Here is a 21,274-nt window from a genome sequence, read left to right as displayed (position 1 = left end):
ACGCCGGCAATCCAAAAGTCAGGCAGATTTCTGAAAGTCTTGCCGTCAGGGAAAACAAGATTCAGCTCAAGGGCCTTATTGGGTCCTCGCTTTCTTTTGTTGTGGCCTCATTGTTCGAAAAAAGCGAGCTTCCTTACCTTCTTATACTTCAGGATAAAGAAGAAGCCGCTTATTACCTTAATGACCTGGAGCAGCTCATTGGTGAAGAAGATGTACTTTTTTATCCGGGTTCCTATCGCCGTCCTTATCAGATTGAAGAAACGGACAACGCCAGCGTACTGCTTCGTGCTGAAGTACTGAACAGGATTAACTCCAGAAAAAAACCGGCTGTTATCGTGACCTATCCAGAAGCCCTTTTTGAAAAGGTCGTGACACGAAAAGAATTAGATAAAAACACCCTGAAAGTTGCCGTTGGCGACCAGATTTCTATAGACTTTATAAACGAAGTACTCTTTGAATATGAATTTAAGCGCGTCGACTTTATAACAGAACCGGGTGAATTCTCTGTCCGTGGAGGTATTCTCGACGTATTTTCGTTTTCGAATGAAAACCCTTTTCGTATCGAATTTTTTGGCAATGAAGTGGACAGCATAAGAACCTTTGATGTTGAAACCCAATTATCTATCGAAAAGCAGAAAAAAATCACGATTATTCCCAATGTAGAAAATAAATTTTTTCAGGAAAATCGCGAGAGCTTTTTAAATTACATCAATGAAAAAACAGTTCTTTTTATTCAAAATACAGAATTGCTTTTTTCAAAACTGGACCAACTCTACGGAAAAGCAAAAGAAATCTTTGGCTCCATGCAGTCAACAGTAAATCATATCGCCCCCGAAGAATTGTTCCTTAATCAGGAAGCATTTATTAAAAAAGCATTGGATTTTACCATTGCAGAAATAAGTCCGAGGGCTATTTTTAAAACCCAGAAAACTTTTGAATTCCACATACTTCCGCAGCCATCTTTCAACAAACAGTTTGATTTATTGCTGAATAATCTCAACGACAACCACTTCAACGGCTATAAAAACTTTATTTTCTGTTCGAATGAGCAGCAAACAAAACGTTTCCATGATATTTTCGAATCATTAGACGAAGCCAATAGCGAAAATATAAGGAAACAATACCACACCATCGTTTTTCCATTATACCAGGGATTCATCGATGAAGAAAATCAGACTGCCTGCTATACAGACCACCAGATTTTTGAGCGTTACCATAAATTCAGTATCAAAAACGGCTATTCCAAAAAGCAAACAATTACCCTTAAAGAACTGAATACACTTTCTGTAGGCGATTATGTAACACACATCGACCATGGAATTGGAAAATTTGGAGGTTTGCAGAAAATTCAGGTCGAAGGGAAAACACAGGAAGCCATCAAACTGGTTTATGCAGATAACGACATCGTATATGTAAGCATCCACTCCTTACACAAGATTTCGAAATTTAACGGAAAGGACGGAGCGCCACCAAAAATATACAAACTGGGTTCCAATGCATGGAAAGTTCTAAAGCAGAAAACCAAGGCAAGAGTCAAACATATTGCATTCAACCTTATCCAGTTATATGCAAAGCGGCGACTCGAAAAAGGATTTCAATTTGCACCCGACAGCTATCTGCAGGCAGAATTGGAGTCGTCATTTATATATGAAGACACTCCGGACCAGGTTAAAGCCACCCAGGAAGTCAAGGCCGATATGGAAAACGAGCGCCCAATGGACCGACTGGTTTGCGGTGACGTAGGCTTTGGAAAAACCGAAGTTGCTATCCGTGCGGCATTCAAGGCTGTAGACAATGGAAAACAGGTTGCCGTTTTGGTTCCGACTACGATTCTGGCTTTCCAACATTACAAGACTTTTTCGGAACGTTTAAAAGACATGCCTGTTTCTGTAGGATATCTGAACCGTTTCCGTACAGCAAAACAGAAAACTGAAACCTTAAAACAATTGGCTGAGGGCAAATTGGATATCATTATCGGTACACATCAACTTGTCAATAAAAATGTCGTATTCAAAGATTTGGGACTGCTAATCGTAGACGAAGAACAAAAATTTGGCGTTAACGTAAAAGACAAACTCAAAACAATAGGCACCAATATCGATACACTCACGCTAACAGCAACACCAATTCCAAGAACCTTACAGTTTTCGTTAATGGCCGCCCGTGATTTATCAGTCATCACAACGCCGCCGCCAAACCGTTATCCTATAGAAACACAGGTAGTACGATTTGGAGAAGAACTAATCCGTGACGCTATTTCTTATGAAATACAAAGAAACGGACAGGTTTTCTTTATCAATAACCGTATTGAAAACATTAAGGAAATTGCCGGAATGATTCAGCGTTTGGTTCCGGGCGCAAGAGTTGGCGTAGGTCACGGACAGATGGACGGAAAAAAACTGGAAGAACTGATGCTTGCCTTTATGAACGGAGAATTCGACGTTTTGGTTGCCACGACCATTATTGAAAGCGGACTTGATGTTCCAAATGCCAATACCATTTTCATCAACAATGCTAATAATTTTGGATTGTCAGACCTTCACCAGATGCGCGGACGCGTAGGACGAAGCAACAAAAAGGCTTTCTGTTATTTTATCACACCACCTTACTCTTCAATGACAGACGATGCCCGAAAGAGAATTCAGGCGCTGGAACAATTCAGCGAACTCGGAAGCGGATTCAACATTGCCATGAAAGATTTGGAAATCAGAGGTGCTGGAGATTTATTAGGCGGAGAACAAAGCGGTTTCATTAATGAAATTGGTTTTGAAACCTACCAAAAAATCATGAACGAGGCCATTGAAGAACTGAAAGAAAACGAGTTCAAGGATTTATATGAAGAGGACAAAGGCACTGAAAAAGAATATGTGAAAGAAATCCAAATTGATTCGGATTTCGAACTCTTATTCCCTGATGAATACATCAATAACGTTTCCGAAAGGCTCAACCTGTACAATGAACTAAGCAATGTGAAAAATGAAGAAGAACTGTTGGCTTACGAAAGAAAATTAATCGACAGATTCGGAACTTTGCCAAAACAGGCCGTTGCCTTGCTGAACAGCATCCGAATCAAATGGATTGCCACCCGTTTAGGAATAGAAAAACTGGTTCTGAAACAGGGCAAAATGGTAGCTTATTTTGTTTCAGACCAGCAGTCGGAATATTACACATCCAACCAGTTCCATAAAGTACTGCAATTTGTACAGCGCAATGGAAACCTCTGCAAGATGAAAGAAAAAGAAACCAAAAACGGTCTGCGCCTTCTGCTGACTTTTGAGAATGTCAAGTCAGTCCGGAAAGCTCTGGAGTTAATGGAAATGATTTAAAAAACAAAAGCCGTTTATTAAATTAAACGGCTTTTTGTTTATAGACTTTTCAGGTCCTTGATAACTTTGAAGGCAACATCTACTTCATCTTCGCTCACAAGAATCGTAAATTCATAAGATGTTGAAATTACTTCATTAACAATGATTCCTTCCCAGGCAAGACGCTGGAAAATGAAATAGTAAACGCCCGGTGTTGAAACGTTATCTTTTGGAAGTTTGACAGTAATAGATGCCAGATTTTCCCATTTGTGAAGCATTTTTTCGCCAACAAAATGTTTGTCAACCAAATGGCTTACACTTTCACTGACCACAATATTGGTTTCGCTTACACCTCTTGAAGACGTGTAAAAAATATCCGAATAAGTGTTGATTTCAGAAATCAGGCTGGCCTGTTTGTCTAAAATCTTGTCAGAAACGGCAAAAGTAAAATCAGTAAGTGATGAACGTACCGTAATTTCGCCGATGCCTTTCAAAACTTTTAAGATTTTATGGTTTAATCTAAAATCCAAATCTTCTGAAAGACGTTTCAGAGCCATAACAACGGCTCCTTGTTTTACCTCTTTTCCTAATTCTTGTTTTAAATCAGGAAGCATATTTCTGGACAATGATGTCAGATTTATGATTCCTTGAGACAAAGCGCTCAAGAGGAAAGGCTTTGTCTTGATGTAGTGCTCTACAACAGACGATATTGTTTTCATAATGGGTAAATTGGTGGTAATAGTTTTACAAACATACAATTTAAAAACAATTTGTTAAAACCATAACCGTTAAAAATGTAAAAAAGCATCAATCAGATGTTTAATTGTGACATTTTCCGCATTTTTATGAATTGAAATGATATCAAAGCGAACGTTGACATCTAAATTTTTAACAATAACGTACTCATTAACCGCTTTTACTAAAAGCTGTATTTTTTTAGGCTTTACAAATTCCTGTGGCAAACCGTATTCTAAACTGGACCGGGTCTTGACTTCAACAATGGCAAGTACATCCCCTTTTAAGGCTATAATATCGACTTCTGCTTTTTGGAAAACCCAATTGGTTTCTAAAATTTCATAACCTTCTTTCCGCAGATATTCTACAGCAAGCGCTTCTCCCTGTTTCCCAAGTTCATTATGGACCGCCATGACCTACCTATTCAAATTTCAAAACCGTTTCCTTGTCATTAACGTCTAATGTTACGGTTTTTCCTAAAATCAAAGCGCGGTTATCTTTAATATGGCCTGCCGGAAAATTATAAGCAATAGGTATTTTAAGGTCTTTTACAACATCTTCTATAATTTCAAGGGCGTCTTTTCCCCAGGGAATATCATTATCATTCATTGAAGTCATTCCACCAATGATGATACCCTTTAGGCCGTCAAGCGAACCATTTCTTTTCAGGTTCATCATCATCCTGTCAATATGATAGAGGTATTCATCCAAATCTTCCAGAAAAAGAATCTTTCCTTTCATATCAACCGCAGATTTAGAACCCTGAATACTATATAAAACTGAAAGATTTCCTCCTACCAGTTCGCCCTGCGCTTTTCCTTTTTTATTAAATGGATGGGCCGGAATATGATATTCCAACTTTTCACCAAACAATGCTTTTCGAAAAGATTCTATGGCTTCAGGAGTCGCCGTTTTGGCACTTATGGCCATAATCGCATGCAGCGTACCAATATCCATATTGTTGATATGGCTATGCAATACCGTGATATCGCTGAATCCTATAATCCATTTTGGTTTTTTCTTGAATTCCGTAAAATTAATCCTGTCGACAATCCTCACGGTTCCGTAACCCCCTTTTGCTGCCCAGATGGCTTTGATTGTTGGATTATCCAGCATTTCCTGAAAATCGGTTGCACGCTGCCAGTCTGCTCCCGCCAATTGATTCTGTTCCTTGCCAATCGTCTTTCCTATTACCACTTTGAGTCCCCAGCTTTCCAGCAATTTAATACCCGGTTCAATAGTGGCTAAATCAATTTTTCTGGCAGTAGCTAAAATCCCCACCGTATCTCCTTTTTTTAAATATTCTGGCATGATAAGTTTGTTTTGTGCATGAAAGGTTAAGAAATGTAATAATGTTAGAAGAGTAAAAAGTAACTTAAATCGATTTGGCCTTTGCATAATATCTTGTTTCTGTTAAACAAATAAACAAATAAACAGGATAATCTGCAAGTAAGACACCTTGAAACCTACCGCCCTATCCCTTAGATTTGTAACGCCATTTTAGGTATTTCAACGCCAATAGATTATTTTTGCATACTTATTAAAGAAAATCCATGATACAAGAACCAAAAAGATATACGATTACGGCTGCTTTGCCCTATACCAACGGACCTATACACATTGGCCACCTGGCAGGAGTATATGTTCCTTCGGACATCTATGCCCGTTTCCTGCGTCTGCAAGGTCGCGATGTTGCTTTTATTTGCGGAAGCGATGAACACGGAGTTGCTATTTCAATGAAAGCAAAAAAAGAAGGAATCACACCACAGGAAGTAATCGACAAATATCATACGCTAATCAAGAAATCTTTTGAAGATTTCGGAATTTCTTTTGACAACTATTCCAGAACATCGGCGAAAATCCACCATGATACAGCTTCTCAGTTTTTCAGGACTTTATATGACAAAGGCGATTTTATTGAAGAAGTAACAGAACAACTGTATGATGCCAAAGCCAATCAGTTTTTGGCAGACCGTTTTGTTATAGGAACCTGTCCGAAATGCGGCAACGAAGAAGCTTATGGTGACCAATGCGAAAGATGTGGTTCGTCGTTAAATGCTACAGATCTTATCAATCCAAAATCGACTATTACAGGAGAAACACCAATATTAAAATCGACAAAACACTGGTTCCTGCCTTTAGACCGGTATGATGCCTTTCTGAGAGAATGGATTTTAGTAGGACATAAAAACGACTGGAAACCTAACGTTTATGGCCAGGTTAAATCATGGCTGGAAGATGGATTAAAACCCCGTGCTGTTACCAGAGACTTAGACTGGGGAATTCCGGTTCCGGTTGAAGGTGCAGAAGGTAAGGTTTTGTATGTATGGTTTGATGCTCCTATTGGCTATATCTCTTCTATAAAAGAATGGGCACAGCGTGAAGGAAAAGACTGGGAACCGTATTGGAAATCTGATGACACGAAACTGGTACATTTTATTGGAAAAGACAATATCGTATTCCATTGCGTGATTTTCCCTGCCATGCTAAAAGCCGAAGGAAGCTATATACTTCCGGATAATGTTCCAGCAAACGAATTCCTGAATCTGGAAGGAAACAAACTTTCAACATCAAAAAACTGGGCTGTCTGGTTACATGAATACCTGGAAGATTTTCCTGAAAAACAAGATGTATTGCGTTATGCACTGACATCGAATGCTCCGGAAACAAAAGATAACGACTTTACCTGGAAAGATTTTCAGGCAAGAAACAATAATGAATTAGTTGCCATTTTTGGAAACTTCATCAATCGTGTTGTAGTCCTGACCAACAAATATTATGATGGAATCGTACCTCAGCCAAATGAGTTTTCAGAAATAGACGAGGCTACCTTGACAGAATTAAAAGCCTATCCGGCAGTAATTGCGAGTTCTGTGGAACGTTACCGTTTCAGAGAAGCATTAGGAGAACTGATGAATGTTGCCCGTCTTGGAAACAAATATCTGGCTGACGAAGAGCCCTGGAAAGTCATCAAAGACAATCCGGAAAGAGTAAAGACCCAAATGTATGTTGCCTTGCAGATTGCAGGCGCACTGAGTGTATTGGCAGAACCTTTCCTGCCTTTTACAGCCCAAAAACTGGCCCGAATTTTAAAGACAGAAAACAAGCTTTCATGGAATGACATTTCTGAAAATTCAGACCTGATTTCTGCAGGACATAAAATTGGTGAAGCCGAATTGCTTTTTGCAAAAATCGAAGACGAAGAAATACAAAAACAGGTAGATAAATTGGAAGCTACAAAAACAGCCAACAAGGCAGAAAACAAAAAAGCAGAACCTCAAAAAGACCTGATTCAATATGAGGATTTTGCAAAAATGGACCTGCGTGTCGGAACTATTCTTGAAGCAGAAAAAATGCCTAAGGCAAATAAACTTCTTGTCCTCAAAATAGACACGGGAATCGATATCAGAACTATTGTTTCGGGTATAGCAGAAAGCTTTACACCAGAAGAGATTATTGGAAAAAAAGTTACCGTTTTGGCCAATCTGGCTCCAAGAAATCTTCGTGGCGTTGAAAGTCAGGGAATGATTCTGATGACGACAAATCCGGAAGGAAAACTCGTTTTTGTAAATCCGGATGCTGAAGCCGGTAACGGAGAAACTATAAATTAATAAACTTCAACTCTTTTTTTCTACGACCCTGGCAGGGTTTAAACCCTGCCAGGGTCGTAGAAAAGGATTACTAAAAAATGAATATAAAAGTAATTGCTTTCGACGCAGACGATACCTTATTTGTAAACGAGCCTTATTTTCAGGAAACTGAAGAAAAGTTCTGCGCCTTGATGCAGGACTATCTATCCCATCAGGGATTATCCCAGGAATTGTTTCGGGTAGAAATCCAGAATCTTTCCTTATATGGTTATGGAATCAAAGGATATATCCTTTCCATGATTGAAGCTGCCATGAAAATTTCAAACAAGACCATCAGCGTTGATGTCATTGAAAAAATCATTGAATACGGCAAAGAATTGCTTCAAAAACCTATAGAACTCCTTGATGGTGTTGAAGAAACATTGGAAGCCCTGCATGGAAAATACAAACTGGTTGTTGCCACAAAAGGTGATTTGCTTGACCAACGTCGTAAATTGCATAATTCAGGACTGGGACATTATTTCCACCATATTGAAGTCATGTCAGACAAACAGGAAAAAGATTATCACGACCTGCTGAACCGATTGGAAATAAAACCCGAAGAATTTTTCATGATTGGAAATTCTCTGAAATCAGACGTGTTACCTGTATTAGGAATAGGAGGCCATGCCGTGCACATACCGTTCCATACGACCTGGGCACATGAAAAAATAGACCATAAAGTAGAACACAAGAATTTTAAGGCTTTAGACAAGATTACTGAGGTTCTGCCTATTTTGCTATAATTAAAATACAACAGCATCTGTGCTGGAAATATAATGAAAACCAAATTAGACCTAAACAACTGGCCAAGAAAAGAACACTTTGAATTCTTTAGCAAATTCGAGGAACCTTTTTTTGGTATAACTGCCACTATAGACTGTACTAAAGCATACGAAACCGCCAAGAAAAAAGGCACTTCTTTCTTTTTATACTACCTGCACAAAACATTGGCAGCGGTCAATGCCGTTGAGAATTTCCATTACAGAATTTCGGAAGGAGAAGTATACCGCTATGACAAAATTGATGCTTCACCTACTTTAACTAGAGATGACAATACCTTCGGTTTTTCATTGGTCGAATTTTTTCCTGATTATGAACTTTTTGAAGCTAAAGCCAAAGAAGAAATCGAAAGAGTCAGGAATACGCCGGGTCTGTTTACAAGAAGCTTCGAAGTAGACAACCTGATTCATTTTTCTGCTATTCCCTGGGTAGATTTCACTTCACTGTCACATGCGCGTAGTTTTTCATTTCCGGATAGCTGTCCTAAAATTTCTATCGGAAAGATGGTTGTGCAAGATAATGGGAAAAGAACCATGGCCGTTTCCGTCCACGTTCACCACGGATTAATGGACGGGTTGCATGTCGGGGAATTTTTCAATAAATTCCAGGAATTAATGGATTCTTAAACTGGTATTATTTTTGAGCAGAAAGAAACTAAAAAACAACAGCTTATGAAAAAAATATTCCTTTCGCTTTTTACTCTTTGCTGCGTCAATCTTTCTTTCGGCCAGACATTGCTTGCCTCGCATCCTTTGGAACTAAAAAAGGCAACAAGCTATCATCAGATAGTTAATGCCGTCAATGACCAAAATCAGGTTTTTGTATTTGCCTCAGATAAAGAAAAATTAAAAGTATTGAAATACAACAATGCCTTGTTTTTCAAAGACAGTCTATCTGTAAATCGTCCTGATAAAAACTATACCGCTATGGTAGGATTTAGTTTTGAAGATAATGGAAATCCTTACCTGTATTGGTCTTCTGATGATTATACGAAAATCCAGTCACACTATTTTGATTTCAACAACAGGACATCAGTAACAGCTTCCCACCAGCTTTCTCTCAAAAATGAAAGTATCATTTCCGTCTTTAGCGAAAACAATTCATTCTACATCCTGTCGTTGCCCCAAAAAGAAGATAAGCTGAAATTTTACTGCTTTAATAAAGGGCGGTTAGATGAAAAAATCATTGATTTTTCTTCTTACAAATTCATGGACGAAAAAGGAAAATCGTCGACTTTTTCCAGTCTAATCAAAGAGAATGGGATTGAGAAAATCGACACCCGTTCTTCAAATCCACTTTTCCAGAGTGTTCCCAAAATAAAATTTTATATTACCGGGAAACAAATGATGCTTACTATTGATTCATCAAGTAGGACACAGCTTTTTAACATCGACCTTACTACTTTTGCTGTAAATGAAAAAACAATTCCATCACTCACATTAAAGGGAAGTGGCGGCCAGTCCAACTCTTATTTCCACGACAATAAATTATACCAAATCAGGGCCAATGGAGAAGAATTGGCAATAGCTGCAGTTGATATAGCAACCGGAGAAGAGTTAAAAAAATATACTGCCGGTTCCAAAGATTCCATTTCGTTTAGAAATTCTCCTCTCTATTCCCAAACCGGAAACCAAAGCGGACAGCAATTAAAAAACACCAAAAAATTCTTCAATAAATTAAGCAATTCCTCTTTAGGAATTACCGTATATAAAACTCCTGCTTCCTTGATGGTGACAGCTGGCGGTATAAGAGACGTAAGTTCAGGTGGCGGAATCTTACTGGGAATAACAGCGGGTGTAGCGATGGCTATTTCCGGAAGCTATTATGTTCCAGAGGATATATTTGACAGCCAAAATATGCAAACTATTTATTTTGAAAGTCTTTTTGATGATAAATTTGAACATAAAAAAGGCCCGCAGCAAGGATTGGCTGTAGATTACATATCACAATTCCTGCACGAAAACAATGCTTCTCTTGTTTCCGTTTTCCCATATAAGGATTATTTTATCATGGGGTATTATGATTCTAAAAAGAAAGAATATGCAATGCGGAAATTTGAAGATTTTAATGAGTAATCCCGTTTGATGCTTCCCATTGCTTTTCATCCCATATACAAACATCCTCTGCCGGAAGGACATCGTTTTCCGATGTTGAAGTACGAACTGCTTCCGCAACAATTGCTCCATGAGGGAATTGTTTCCGAAAGCGATTTTTTCAAACCGGGAATCCCAGACCTGCAACACATTCTGGCAGTTCATGATAAAGCATATGTTGACGAGCTGGTTAATCTGACTTTAGACGCAAGGGCCGCACGTAAAATAGGATTTCCGCTTTCTGCCGAATTGGTTGAACGCGAACTCCGCATTGCGCAAGGCACAATACTGGGCTGTGAAAAGGCATTGCAATACGGCATAGCCTTTAACATAGCAGGAGGCACTCATCATGCCTACTCGAATCGTGGCGAGGCCTTTTGCCTGTTGAACGACCAGGCCATTGGCGCACAATACCTTCTTGACAAAAAACTAGCATCAAAAATTCTTATTATTGATTTGGATGTACACCAGGGCAACGGAACCGCGGAGATATTTCAGAACAATTCTAATGTTTTTACTTTTTCTGTCCATGGAAAATCGAATTATCCGTTCAAAAAGGAAACTTCTGACCTGGATATTGCACTACCGGATAAGACCGGAGATGAGGAATACCTTCGCATTATAAACGACACAGTTGCCAAATTAATCGACCGTGAAAAACCAGATTTCATCTTTTATCTTAGCGGAGTAGACATACTGGATTCTGATAAACTCGGAAAATTGGGCTGTTCAATAAACGGATGCAAAAAAAGAGATGAAATCGTATTATCACTTTGTCACAAGCTGGAAATCCCTGTCCAATGCAGTATGGGCGGAGGCTATTCCCCGGAAATAAAAACTATTATTGAAGCACATACAAATACCTATCGAACAGCTAAGAATATCTTTTCATAAAAAAACCATCTCAACATTGAGATGGTTTGGAGGGGAATTAATCTGGATGGCGCTTAAATGTTTTTGTTTTATGGTAAAATTCAACTGCACATTTGCGACATCTTAAAATTTCAAAAGAATTATTTACCCAACAATATAATCTCATTAACCACAATTTCTGAGATGTATTTTTTTTCGCCGTTTTTGTCATCATAACTCCGGTGGACTAACTTTCCCTCAATGGCTATCTGGTCACCTTTTGTGACATACTTTTCTATAATTTCGGCTGTTTTTCCCCAGGCTGCTACAGAATGCCATTGCGTATCTGTAACTTTTTCGCCTTTATCATTAGTATAAACTTCATTGGTAGCAATGGTAACGGAAGCCAGTTTTTTCCCACCGTCAAAATTCTTGATGTCCGGGTCCTTTCCGGTATGCCCTATAAGCTGTACTCTGTTTCTTAATGTGTTCATGGCGTTTCGTTTTAAAGTTTAAATTATTTCAAAATTAAATCAAACCGTACGTTTAACTAATATCACAAATATGTAACGTTTTGTTTAATTTATTCGGTAAGTATTCGTTTACTTTCGATTGTAAACGTTTGTAACCGCTTGTAAACCGAAAAAAATGCCGTAACTTTCGGAAAATGAATTTTTTTATGCAGGCAGAAATTAATAAAGTCGAATTACGAAACTTACAGATAGAAGATTATAAGCAGCTCAAGACTTCCATGTTGCATGCTTATGATGAATTTGACGAACCCTACTGGGAAGAAAAAGAAATAGAAAAATTGCTTTCGGTTTTTCCGGAAGGACAACTCGTCATTCTCGTTGATGACAAGGTAGTTGGCTCTGCTCTTTCCATTCTCGTGAATTACAAAAAAGCCAGTTCCAACCATACATACCAAAAAATCACAGGAAATTTTTCTTTCTCCACACATGACCCGGATGGAGAAGTATTGTATGGTATTGATGTCTTTATCGACCCTGAATACCGTGGCCTACGGTTAGGAAGGAGACTCTATGATGCCCGAAAAGAATTGTGCGAAACCTTAAACCTGAAATCGATAATATTTGCCGGAAGGATTCCGAAATATTCTCAATATTCGGAAGAAATGACCCCGAAAGAATATATTGACAAGGTAAGGTTGAGTGAATTGTATGACCCAGTACTTTCGTTTCAGTTAAGTAATGATTTCCACGTATTGAAAATCATGAAAAACTATCTTGAAGGCGATATCAGTTCTCAGGAGTATGCTGTACTGCTGGAATGGAACAATATCTATTACGAAAAAAGCCCTAAGCTTATCAATGTCAAAAAAAGCGTCATCAGGCTCGGACTCGTACAATGGCAGATGCGCCCTCTTGCTAATCTGGAAGCCCTTTTTGAACAGTCGGAATTTTTCATCGATGTTGTTTCGGGTTACAGTAGTGATTTTGTGTTGTTTCCAGAATTGTTCATTGCTCCTTTGATGGCTGATTATAATCATCTTTCTGAAGCCGATGCCATCAGGGAAATTTCCCATTTCTGCGAACCGATTCGCAAGAAATTCCAGGAATTTGCCATTTCATACAACATCAATATCATTACCGGCAGCATGCCTTACACAGAAGATGGAAATCTTTATAATGTAGGATTCTTATGCAAAAGGGACGGAACTTATGAAATGTATACTAAAATACATATCACTCCTAACGAAGTTCAATATTGGGGAATGAAAGGTGGGTCTGAAATCAGGACTTTTGATACAGACTGTGGTAAAATCGGCATCATGATTTGTTATGATGTTGAATTTCCTGAGTTATCACGATTAATGGCAGATGAAGGAATGGAAATTCTTTTTGTTCCTTTTCTTACCGACACTCAAAACGCTTATACCCGCGTAAAATTTTGCGCCCAGGCCAGAGCTATCGAAAATGAATGTTATGTGGCCATAGCCGGATGTGTAGGCAATCTTCCGAAGGTAAACAACATGGACATCCAATATGCACAGGCAGCCGTCTTCACTCCTTCTGATTTTGCCTTTCCTTCTAACGGAATCAAGGCTGAAGCTACTCCCAATACAGAAATGACACTCATTGCCGATGTCGACCTTGACTTGCTGAAAAAACTCCATGAACAGGGAAGTGTCAGAATATTAAAAGACAGGCGCGATGATTTATATAAAATAAAAAAGCTGAAATAGAAAAAAATTTCTGATGTTTGTGTAAGAAAAAGATGTAGTTAGCTTCCGTAAAAAGTTTTAACCATAAAAAGTTATAAGCTTTATGCCATTTAATTAATATTTACACCAAAAAAGAACAATATATGCCAAAATCATGTTTAGAATGTAAGGAGAGGATTACGGGTCGGGAAGACAAAAAATTCTGCGGTGATGGATGCAGGAACGCTTATAATAATAAAATAAATAAAGATTCAAATAATTTAATGCGGAACATTAACAACAAGTTACGCAAAAATTACAGAATTTTATCGGGGATAAATTCTGATGGCAAAATACAGGTTTCCAGGTCAAGATTGCTCACTAAAGGTTTTGACTTTGAATTTTATACCAGTACGCTGCCAACAGAAAATGGAAATACCTACTATTTCCTGTATGACCAGGCCTATTTGCCTATAGAGGATGATTCCTTTATAGTAGTAAAGAAAGAATATTTAACACCACCTAAATAATCTCAACGGAATGAAAAAAAGATATAGTTCCCTTATTTCTGCTTTACTTGTCGCAGGAATTATCTATGGGATTTTCTTTGCAATGATGCCCCAAAACATTGCCGAAGAAGAAGTCCCACTGACGGAATTTTCTACCAAAAGAGCTCTTGAACAAGTCGCCTCTATAGCAAAATCTCCACATTATGTTGGTTCAGAAAATCATAAAGCCGTTGCTTCCCTTCTCGAAAAAGAACTTCAAAAACTAGGACTCGAAACGGCAACCCAAGAAGGATATACGTTGACAGAATGGGGAAATCTGGCAAAATCAAAAAACATTCTTGCCCGGATAAAGGGTTCTAACAATTCCAAAGCACTGATGCTTTTGTCGCATTACGACAGCGCTCCACATTCTTCTTCTCTGGGTGCTGCTGACGATGCTTCCGGAATTGCTACCATACTGGAAAGTGTAAGGGCATTTCTTGCGAACAAAACAGCCAACAAAAACGACATTATCATTTTGTTTTCTGATGCGGAGGAACTGGGACTGAATGGAGCTGCTCTTTTTGTTACGGAGCATCCCTGGGCCAAAGATGTCGGGCTTGTCCTGAATCTCGAAGCAAGAGGAAGTGCCGGACCGTCTTATATGCTGATGGAAACCAACAAAGGAAATGCGGCCATGGTGAAAGAATTCACAAAAGCCAATCCGGGTTTTCCTGTTTCGAACTCTCTGATGTACAGCATTTACAAAATGCTTCCCAACGACACAGACCTGACAGTTTTCAGAGAAGAAGGAAAAATACAGGGATTTAATTTTGCTTTTATTGACGACCATTTCAATTATCATACCCAACAGGATGATATACAACATCTGAGTCCTACTACTTTAGCACACCAGGGTACCTACATCGTTCCTTTACTTAATTACTTTTCCAATACCGACCTGAGTGCTCTTAACAATAGCGAAGATTATGTTTATTTCAACACTCCTTTTTACTTTGTAAGTTATCCTTTTTCATGGAACTATATTCTGGTCACTATTGCCGGAGTCCTTTTTGTTTTCATTGTTTTTATCGGTATAGGTAAAAGAGCCTTATCTATTAAAGAAATCGGGCGCGGTTTTGCTCCGTTCTTTGCTTCTATTCTGATTTCGGGTGCGGCTGCTTTTCTGGGATGGAAAATCCTGAATGAATTTTATCCTCAATACAAAGATATTTTACACGGATTCACCTATAACGGCCATTATTACATAGGCTTTTTTGTATTTATCAGTTTGGCCATTAGTTTTGCTTTCTATAAAAAATACTATTTCGAAAACCAGACGATGAACTTTGCCATCGCACCTTTGTTCCTATGGCTTTTGATAAATAGTGTATTGGCGATTTATCTTCCTGGGGCAGGATTCTTTATAATTCCTGTTTTTTGTGCCCTTATCATGCTGGCTTATTATGTAATTACACAGAAAAAGAACTGGATACTCAACCTTATCCTCAGTATTCCGGCTTTTATAATTTTCATTCCGTTCATCACTACATTTCCAATCGGATTAGGACTAAAACTATTGGCCGGAAGTGCAGTATTAACCGTTTTGGTATTTACGCTTCTGCTTCCTTTTTTTGGCTATTATTCAAAAAAAGGTATCTGGGCCACGGCTATGCTTTTGATTGCAATTGGCTTTTTTATAAAAGCACACCTTGAGTCTGGCTATGAACCCGGAAAAGCAAAACCAAACAGCCTCCTGTATGTTTACGACGGTGATACCGGAAAAGCATTATGGGTGACCTATGACCAAAACCTTGACAGCTGGACTAAAGGATACTTAGGTGAAAAACCTTCTGATGCCAAACAATTGGAACCTTATAACCTGTTTAGTAAATACAATTCCAAATTTACCTATTCGAATTCTGCTCCTGCCAAAGAACTGGAAGAACCTACTATCCAATTCCTGCGTGATACTGTAATTGGAACCCAAAGGCATCTTAAAATAAAAATCAGTCCTAACCGTAAGGTAAACCGCTATGATATTTTTGCGCATGAAAACCTTACTTTCCATAACCTGAGAGCCAATGGGGTAAAACACATCAACCAGAAAGGTTCTGCTTTTAAGAGAAAAGGAAGAAAACTTTTGAGCTATTATGTAACAGATAATGAGCCTTTGGAATTGCAGTTCAGTATTGCTTCAAAAGCGGTGCTTGACATGGATTTGATGGAATCTTCTTTCGACCTGATGAGCAACAAAATGTTCAGCATTGCAAAGCGTGAAAACTGGATGATGCCAACACCTTTCGTACTAAATGATGCAGTAGTCATAAAGCAAAAGATAAAACCTAATTTCAGAAAGGAAATCGTCCCGGAACAACTATTAGATAGTTTAGAGCAGCAGCCAACAAATCTGGAAATCAATGCCAATGCAGCAAATTAGTATCTTAGGTTGCGGATGGCTTGGATTGCCTTTGGCTAAAGCTTTACTAGAGAAAGGATTTTCAGTAAACGGCTCTACAACTTCCGAAAACAAACTTAGTATTCTGGAAAATTCCGGAATAAAGCCTTTTTTAATTGCTGTAAGTTCTGAAGGAATTCAGGGAAACCTAAATGATTTTTTGAATGGTTCTGAAATTCTGATTATTGATATACCGCCAAAACTAAAAGGCGATACAAATGAAAATTTTGTAGCAAAAATTAAAAATCTGGTTTTAGAAATTGAGAAATCTTCCATCAAAAAAGTACTGTTTATAAGTTCAACATCGGTATATGCTGATACTGAAAATACTCCCGTTATCACAGAAGAAAATACTCCAAATCCGGATACCGAAAGTGGCAGGCAGCTTTTTGAATCTGAAAACCTCTTACTGAATAATCCTAAATTCAGTACTACCGTTTTGCGTTTTGGAGGATTAATAGGTGAAGACCGCCATCCTGTAAAATTTCTCTCAGGCAGAGAAAACATTGAAAATCCTGACGGACCTGTCAATCTTATTCATCAACAAGATTGCATCGGGATTATTGAAAAGATTATTGAAAAAGATATTTGGAACGAAACATTTAATGCTGCAGCACCCATTCATCCCGGGCGAAAAGAATATTATACTCAAAAAGCGGAAAGCCTTGGTTTGGAAGTACCGAGATTCAATGTTGAAAAAAAATCAGTTGGGAAGATAATAGACAGCAGTAAATCGGAAACTGTTTTGTATTATAAATTTGGTAGGATATGAGAAAGTACTTTGCTTTTCTAACTTTTGGGTTGGTCTTTTTTATTGTGAGTTGTAATGACAACCAGGTTCTGGAAAGAAAGGAAAAAGAAACATATATTATTTCAAAAAGAGATAGCATACAAAATTTATCTTTTAAACTCGAACATACTTATTATGCGAGCGCCAATTTTATTCTGGTCGATACCAATAAAGTTTTCTTCTATAAGGATTATTCAAGTTTTGCGCAATGTGCTCCTACTATAGACAATCGTCCTATATTCATTGATTTACATCCAAGAGACATAATACAATTACCCACATCAAGTATTGGAGAATTTATTGAGTTAAATTTTAGTAGAGAGGAAATGTTTAATTCTATTGCCATTGCTTCTTATACTGATACTATAAAATCACCTGTTTTAGAAAAAATGTTTTCTACTTTTGCGAAAAAAAGATTGCCTAAATTTCTTGTCCGGAGGACAACTTTGGAGGAAGAAATTGTGATTTACCATAAAACCCACAATTTGGCCTACCTACCCTATGACGTTGAGTGGGATACTACACGTATAAATTTCGAATCGAAAGAAGACATAAAAAACATATTAAAGAAAAGTCAGGAGAAATTCAATAAATAAAAAATCCCAAGCTCACACTTGGGATTTTATTATTACCAGATTTTAACTCTCTTTTCTGGTTCTACATACATTCCGTCTCCTTTTTTGATTCCGAATGCTTCATAGAATGCGTCCACATTTTGAAGTGGCACATAAGCCCTGTACATTCCCGGTGAGTGCGGGTCTGTTTTCACCTGATTCTTGATAGCTTCATCACGGGCTTTGGTTCTCCAGATGGTAGCCCAGGAAATAAAGAAACGCTGTTCCGGAGTATATCCGTCAATTAATGCCGGACGTCCATTTGCTTTTAAATACAATTGCAAACCATCATAAGCTGCATTTACACCACCTAAATCTCCGATATTTTCACCCAAGGTAAATTTACCGTCAACATAAATTCCTGGTAGCGGTTGCAAAGCACTGTATTGATCTGCCAAAGCGCCTCCCAATCCTGTAAACTGCTTCAAATCATCATCAGACCACCAGTTTACCAAATTTCCATCGGCATTATATCGGGATCCTGAATCGTCAAATCCGTGTGAAATCTCATGCCCTATAACTGCTCCAATCCCTCCATAATTAACCGCTTCATCCGCTTTATAATCATAGAATGGCGGCTGAAGGATCGCTGCCGGGAAAACGATTTCATTATATGAAGGGTTGTAATACGCGTTTACAGTCTGTGGCGACATAAACCATTCATCTTTATCAACTGGCTTGTTTAATTTTTCGATGTCTTCCTTGTAGTTCCAACGCGCTGCATTTTTAATGTTCTCAAAATAAGTTCCTCCTTTTTCAGGAGCAACGATTGTCAATGCAGAATAATCTTTCCATTTGTCCGGATATCCAATCTTGATTCTTGACTTGTGCAGTTTTTCAATGGCACTAGCTTTTGTCGCTTTTGTCATCCAAGGCAATCTGTTGATTCTGTTTTCAAAAGCCAGGAAAATGTTTTTAATCATCATTTCTGCCTTCGCTTTTGCTTCTGGCGGGAATTTTTCAGCAACATAGAGTTTTCCTAAAGCTTCACCAATCATTCCGTTTACTGTCTGCAATGCTCTCTCGTCGCGAGGTCTTTGCTTCACAGCTCCTGTCAGGGTTTTGCCATAGAATTCCCAGTTTGCCGTTTCAATTTCTGTTGAAAGCGTTCCGGCAGATTTGTTCAGCAACGTCCATTTCATATACTCTTTCCAATCATCAACTTTGTTTTGCTTGAAAATTTCTTCCAAAGCAGTCATGTATTTTGGCTGGGACACAATAACCGAATCCAATTTTGGAAGTCCGATTCCTGTCAAATAAGTATTCCAGTTAATGGAAGGAGTTAGTTTCTGCAAATCAGCAATAGCCATCGGATTGTATGTCTTTCTTCTGTCTCTTCTTTCTACCCTATCCAAGCGTGGCTTAGCCATAGCAATTTCTAACGCTACAATTTTCGCTGCATTTTTCTTTGCTTCGTCTGGTTTTTCGCCAAGATACTGCAACATTCTGGCAACGTGCTGTTCGTATTTTTCTCTTTTTTCTTTAGAATCGGCTTCATCGGAAACATAATAATCTCTGTCCGGAAGACCTAAGCTTCCTAAACCAACGGTTACCACATTTCTGTTACTGTTTTTAGCATCAGTACCTACTCCGGCTCCTGTAAACCCAACTCCGCCTACCGGCTCCATTTCAATCATCAGGGCTTGAAGGTCTTTTACATTTTTAACCGCATTGATTTTTGCCAGATACGGTTTCAGAGGAGCAATTCCCTGTTTGTTCCTTGTTACCGTGTCCATAATAGACCTGTAAAGATTTACAGCCTTGGCCTGGTCTGATTTAGGGTCCAGCTTTTTATCCGAGACCGCTTTCTTAAGGATAGCTAACGCATCTTCATCTGTTCTCTGGCGAAGTTCGTCAAAACTTCCCCAACGAGTCCTGTCGGCAGGAATCTCGGTTTCCTTAACCCATTTTCCGTTAACAAATTTAAAGAAGTCGTCATTGGGTCTTACTGACAAATCCATATATTGGATTTCAATACCAGGATGTGGTGATTTTTCCTGGGCATTCGCCGAAATTGCGGTCAAAATCATGGCCGTTACGGACAGCATACCCTTATTCGAAATTATTTTCATATAAAACTCTGTTTGTGTTGTCACAAATTTAAAAAGTAAACCAGTTGCATCAACTTATATAACTGTTAAAATAAAATCTGCATGATGCTTTCTTTTGTAATTTTGCAAAAATTTCTTCTGCATGCTTACCTTTTTTAAAAAATATAGAATTTTCTTTCTAGTCCTTTTCCTGCTATCCGCGACCATCATCACACTCTTCTATTTTGCACTAAAGCCAAAAAAGACGCTTAAGATATATAATCCTGCCGATGTCAATCCTGAAATGGTAGACACCACGGTACAGTATGTAAAAAAATACCATACCATTGATGATTTTTCGTTTACCAACCAAAACGGTAAAACAATAACCCAGAAAGACTATGAAGGAAAAATCTATGTAGCCGACTTTTTCTTTACGACCTGCCCGTCAATCTGCGTACCAATGGGTGAAAATATGGCATGGCTTCAGGCACAGATTAAGGACAATCCTAAAGTGATGCTGCTTTCCCATACCGTAATGCCAGACATTGACACGCCGGAAGTTTTAAAAGCTTATGCCGTTAAAAAAGGCGTAATTGACAGCAAATGGAATCTGGTTACGGGCGATAAAAAAGACATTTATTATATTGCCAGAAAATCATATCTCGCCGTAAAAACTACAGATTCCAGCGAATTATATGATATGGTACATACCGAAAATTTTGTGTTGGTAGATGCCAAAAGAAGAATCCGCGGATTTTATGACGGCACCAAACTCGAAGAAGTCAAAAGACTACTTGAAGACATTAATTATTTAAGTAATGAAAAATCAGAATAAAAAAAGAGAGGCATTAAGCCTCTCTTTTTCGTTTGTTCCGGGTTTATTGTTTTTCTTTCTTCTTTTTGCTATCATCAATAATGGCTCCGGTTCCGGCACCTACGGCTGCTCCGGCCAAACCACCAATAATAGCACCTTCACCTTTTTTCTTTGAAACGGCAGCTCCTGTAATGGCTCCGGCTCCGGCTCCAATCACAGCACCTTTTGCCGTATTGCTCCATCCTTTTTTCTTCTGCTCAGCAGTTACCGGAGCAGCTTTATTTGCTGAAGCCCGAGCAGCTTTTGCTTCGGCTGCAGCTACAACGGCATTCATGGAATCAATTGTTCTTTGTTTGGCCAATGCTTCTTCCTGTTCTTTCATCACCACTTTCATAGAATCTATCTCACGCTGTTGCTCCAGCATTGCATTTTCACTGGCCGTGTCTTTACATGCAGAGAAAACAATCACTATCAATGTGGCATAAATTAGCTTTTTCATGACTTTTATTTTTGATT

General features: G+C 38.5%; 18 protein-coding genes. 12 read left to right on the top strand and 6 right to left on the bottom strand.

Features of this window, described 5'->3' with window-relative positions:
* The first annotated feature begins 26 nt into the window (after nt 1-26).
* Nucleotides 27-3,326 carry a transcription-repair coupling factor gene (gene mfd / locus BGO88_RS08030; protein WP_502686504.1) on the top strand — a complete coding sequence of 1,100 codons (3,300 nt, stop codon included), beginning with the start codon at nt 27-29 and terminating at the stop codon, nt 3,324-3,326.
* 38 nt (nt 3,327-3,364) lie between these two features.
* On the opposite strand, the gene BGO88_RS08025 is transcribed toward mfd, so the two are convergent.
* The 3 genes from BGO88_RS08025 to BGO88_RS08015 form a co-directional block, all read right to left on the bottom strand.
* Nucleotides 3,365-4,024: an aspartate kinase gene (locus tag BGO88_RS08025; protein WP_056067355.1), complete on the bottom strand. Its 660-nt coding sequence runs from the start codon at nt 4,022-4,024 to the stop codon at nt 3,365-3,367.
* Nucleotides 4,025-4,093: 69 nt separating this feature from the next.
* Nucleotides 4,094-4,453, bottom strand: coding sequence for a YraN family protein (locus BGO88_RS08020; protein ID WP_056067353.1), 360 nt, complete (start codon nt 4,451-4,453; stop codon nt 4,094-4,096).
* Between the two features lie 7 nt (nt 4,454-4,460).
* On the bottom strand, nt 4,461-5,351 hold the full coding sequence (locus BGO88_RS08015) for a S66 peptidase family protein (protein WP_235498560.1): 891 nt from the start codon (nt 5,349-5,351) through the stop codon (nt 4,461-4,463).
* A 242-nt stretch (nt 5,352-5,593) separates the two neighbouring features.
* Here BGO88_RS08015 and metG point away from each other — a divergent pair, with 242 nt between their 5' ends.
* The 5 genes from metG to BGO88_RS07990 all read left to right on the top strand — a co-directional run bounded on the left by metG (nt 5,594) and on the right by BGO88_RS07990 (nt 11,439).
* Nucleotides 5,594-7,651: a methionine--tRNA ligase gene (gene metG, locus BGO88_RS08010; protein WP_286706537.1), complete on the top strand. Its 2,058-nt coding sequence runs from the start codon at nt 5,594-5,596 to the stop codon at nt 7,649-7,651.
* Between the two features lie 77 nt (nt 7,652-7,728).
* The gene (locus BGO88_RS08005; RefSeq protein ID WP_286706536.1) at nt 7,729-8,415 is read left to right on the top strand and encodes an HAD family hydrolase; all 687 of its coding nucleotides are present in this window, start codon (nt 7,729-7,731) and stop codon (nt 8,413-8,415) included.
* Between the two features lie 33 nt (nt 8,416-8,448).
* Entirely contained in the window at nt 8,449-9,078 is a 630-nt protein-coding gene (locus BGO88_RS08000) for a chloramphenicol acetyltransferase (protein WP_273237707.1), read from the top strand.
* 45 nt (nt 9,079-9,123) lie between these two features.
* Complete coding sequence (locus BGO88_RS07995) at nt 9,124-10,527, top strand: hypothetical protein (RefSeq protein ID WP_286706535.1); 1,404 nt, start codon at nt 9,124-9,126, stop codon at nt 10,525-10,527.
* 9 nt (nt 10,528-10,536) lie between these two features.
* Nucleotides 10,537-11,439, top strand: a complete 903-nt coding sequence (locus BGO88_RS07990) for a histone deacetylase family protein (RefSeq protein WP_286706534.1) — start codon at nt 10,537-10,539, stop codon at nt 11,437-11,439.
* Between the two features lie 119 nt (nt 11,440-11,558).
* Here the strand turns inward: BGO88_RS07990 and BGO88_RS07985 are convergent, their stop codons facing one another.
* On the bottom strand, nt 11,559-11,891 hold the full coding sequence (locus BGO88_RS07985) for a single-stranded DNA-binding protein (RefSeq protein WP_286706533.1): 333 nt from the start codon (nt 11,889-11,891) through the stop codon (nt 11,559-11,561).
* A gap of 185 nt (nt 11,892-12,076) precedes the next feature.
* On the opposite strand from BGO88_RS07985, the gene BGO88_RS07980 reads away from it, so the two are divergent.
* The 5 genes from BGO88_RS07980 to BGO88_RS07960 all read left to right on the top strand — a co-directional run bounded on the left by BGO88_RS07980 (nt 12,077) and on the right by BGO88_RS07960 (nt 17,893).
* On the top strand, nt 12,077-13,603 hold the full coding sequence (locus BGO88_RS07980; RefSeq protein WP_056067340.1) for a bifunctional GNAT family N-acetyltransferase/carbon-nitrogen hydrolase family protein: 1,527 nt from the start codon (nt 12,077-12,079) through the stop codon (nt 13,601-13,603).
* A 122-nt stretch (nt 13,604-13,725) separates the two neighbouring features.
* Nucleotides 13,726-14,091, top strand: coding sequence for a hypothetical protein (locus tag BGO88_RS07975; RefSeq protein WP_101470916.1), 366 nt, complete (start codon nt 13,726-13,728; stop codon nt 14,089-14,091).
* A gap of 10 nt (nt 14,092-14,101) precedes the next feature.
* On the top strand, nt 14,102-16,489 hold the full coding sequence (locus BGO88_RS07970; RefSeq protein WP_286706532.1) for a M28 family peptidase: 2,388 nt from the start codon (nt 14,102-14,104) through the stop codon (nt 16,487-16,489).
* Nucleotides 16,476-17,279 (top strand): Rossmann-fold NAD(P)-binding domain-containing protein, encoded by an 804-nt coding sequence (locus BGO88_RS07965; protein ID WP_286706531.1) that lies wholly within the window; start codon nt 16,476-16,478, stop codon nt 17,277-17,279. Before BGO88_RS07970 ends, BGO88_RS07965 begins: the two co-directional genes overlap by 14 nt.
* The gene (locus tag BGO88_RS07960) at nt 17,276-17,893 is read left to right on the top strand and encodes a hypothetical protein (RefSeq protein ID WP_286706530.1); all 618 of its coding nucleotides are present in this window, start codon (nt 17,276-17,278) and stop codon (nt 17,891-17,893) included. Before BGO88_RS07965 ends, BGO88_RS07960 begins: the two co-directional genes overlap by 4 nt.
* Nucleotides 17,894-17,925: 32 nt before the next feature.
* On the opposite strand, the gene BGO88_RS07955 is transcribed toward BGO88_RS07960, so the two are convergent.
* Nucleotides 17,926-19,983: a M13 family metallopeptidase gene (locus BGO88_RS07955; protein WP_286706529.1), complete on the bottom strand. Its 2,058-nt coding sequence runs from the start codon at nt 19,981-19,983 to the stop codon at nt 17,926-17,928.
* Nucleotides 19,984-20,104: 121 nt separating this feature from the next.
* On the opposite strand from BGO88_RS07955, the gene BGO88_RS07950 reads away from it, so the two are divergent.
* On the top strand, nt 20,105-20,779 hold the full coding sequence (locus BGO88_RS07950) for an SCO family protein (RefSeq protein WP_286706528.1): 675 nt from the start codon (nt 20,105-20,107) through the stop codon (nt 20,777-20,779).
* A 43-nt stretch (nt 20,780-20,822) separates the two neighbouring features.
* On the opposite strand, the gene BGO88_RS07945 is transcribed toward BGO88_RS07950, so the two are convergent.
* Nucleotides 20,823-21,257, bottom strand: coding sequence for a YMGG-like glycine zipper-containing protein (locus tag BGO88_RS07945; protein ID WP_286706527.1), 435 nt, complete (start codon nt 21,255-21,257; stop codon nt 20,823-20,825).
* Between the last annotated feature and the right edge of the window lie 17 nt (nt 21,258-21,274).

This window comes from Flavobacterium sp. 38-13, assembly GCF_001899155.1.
GTDB classification, from domain to species: domain Bacteria; phylum Bacteroidota; class Bacteroidia; order Flavobacteriales; family Flavobacteriaceae; genus Flavobacterium; species Flavobacterium lindanitolerans.
Note: the sequence above shows the minus strand (reverse complement) of the source record. Positions and strands in the feature narration are given on the sequence as shown.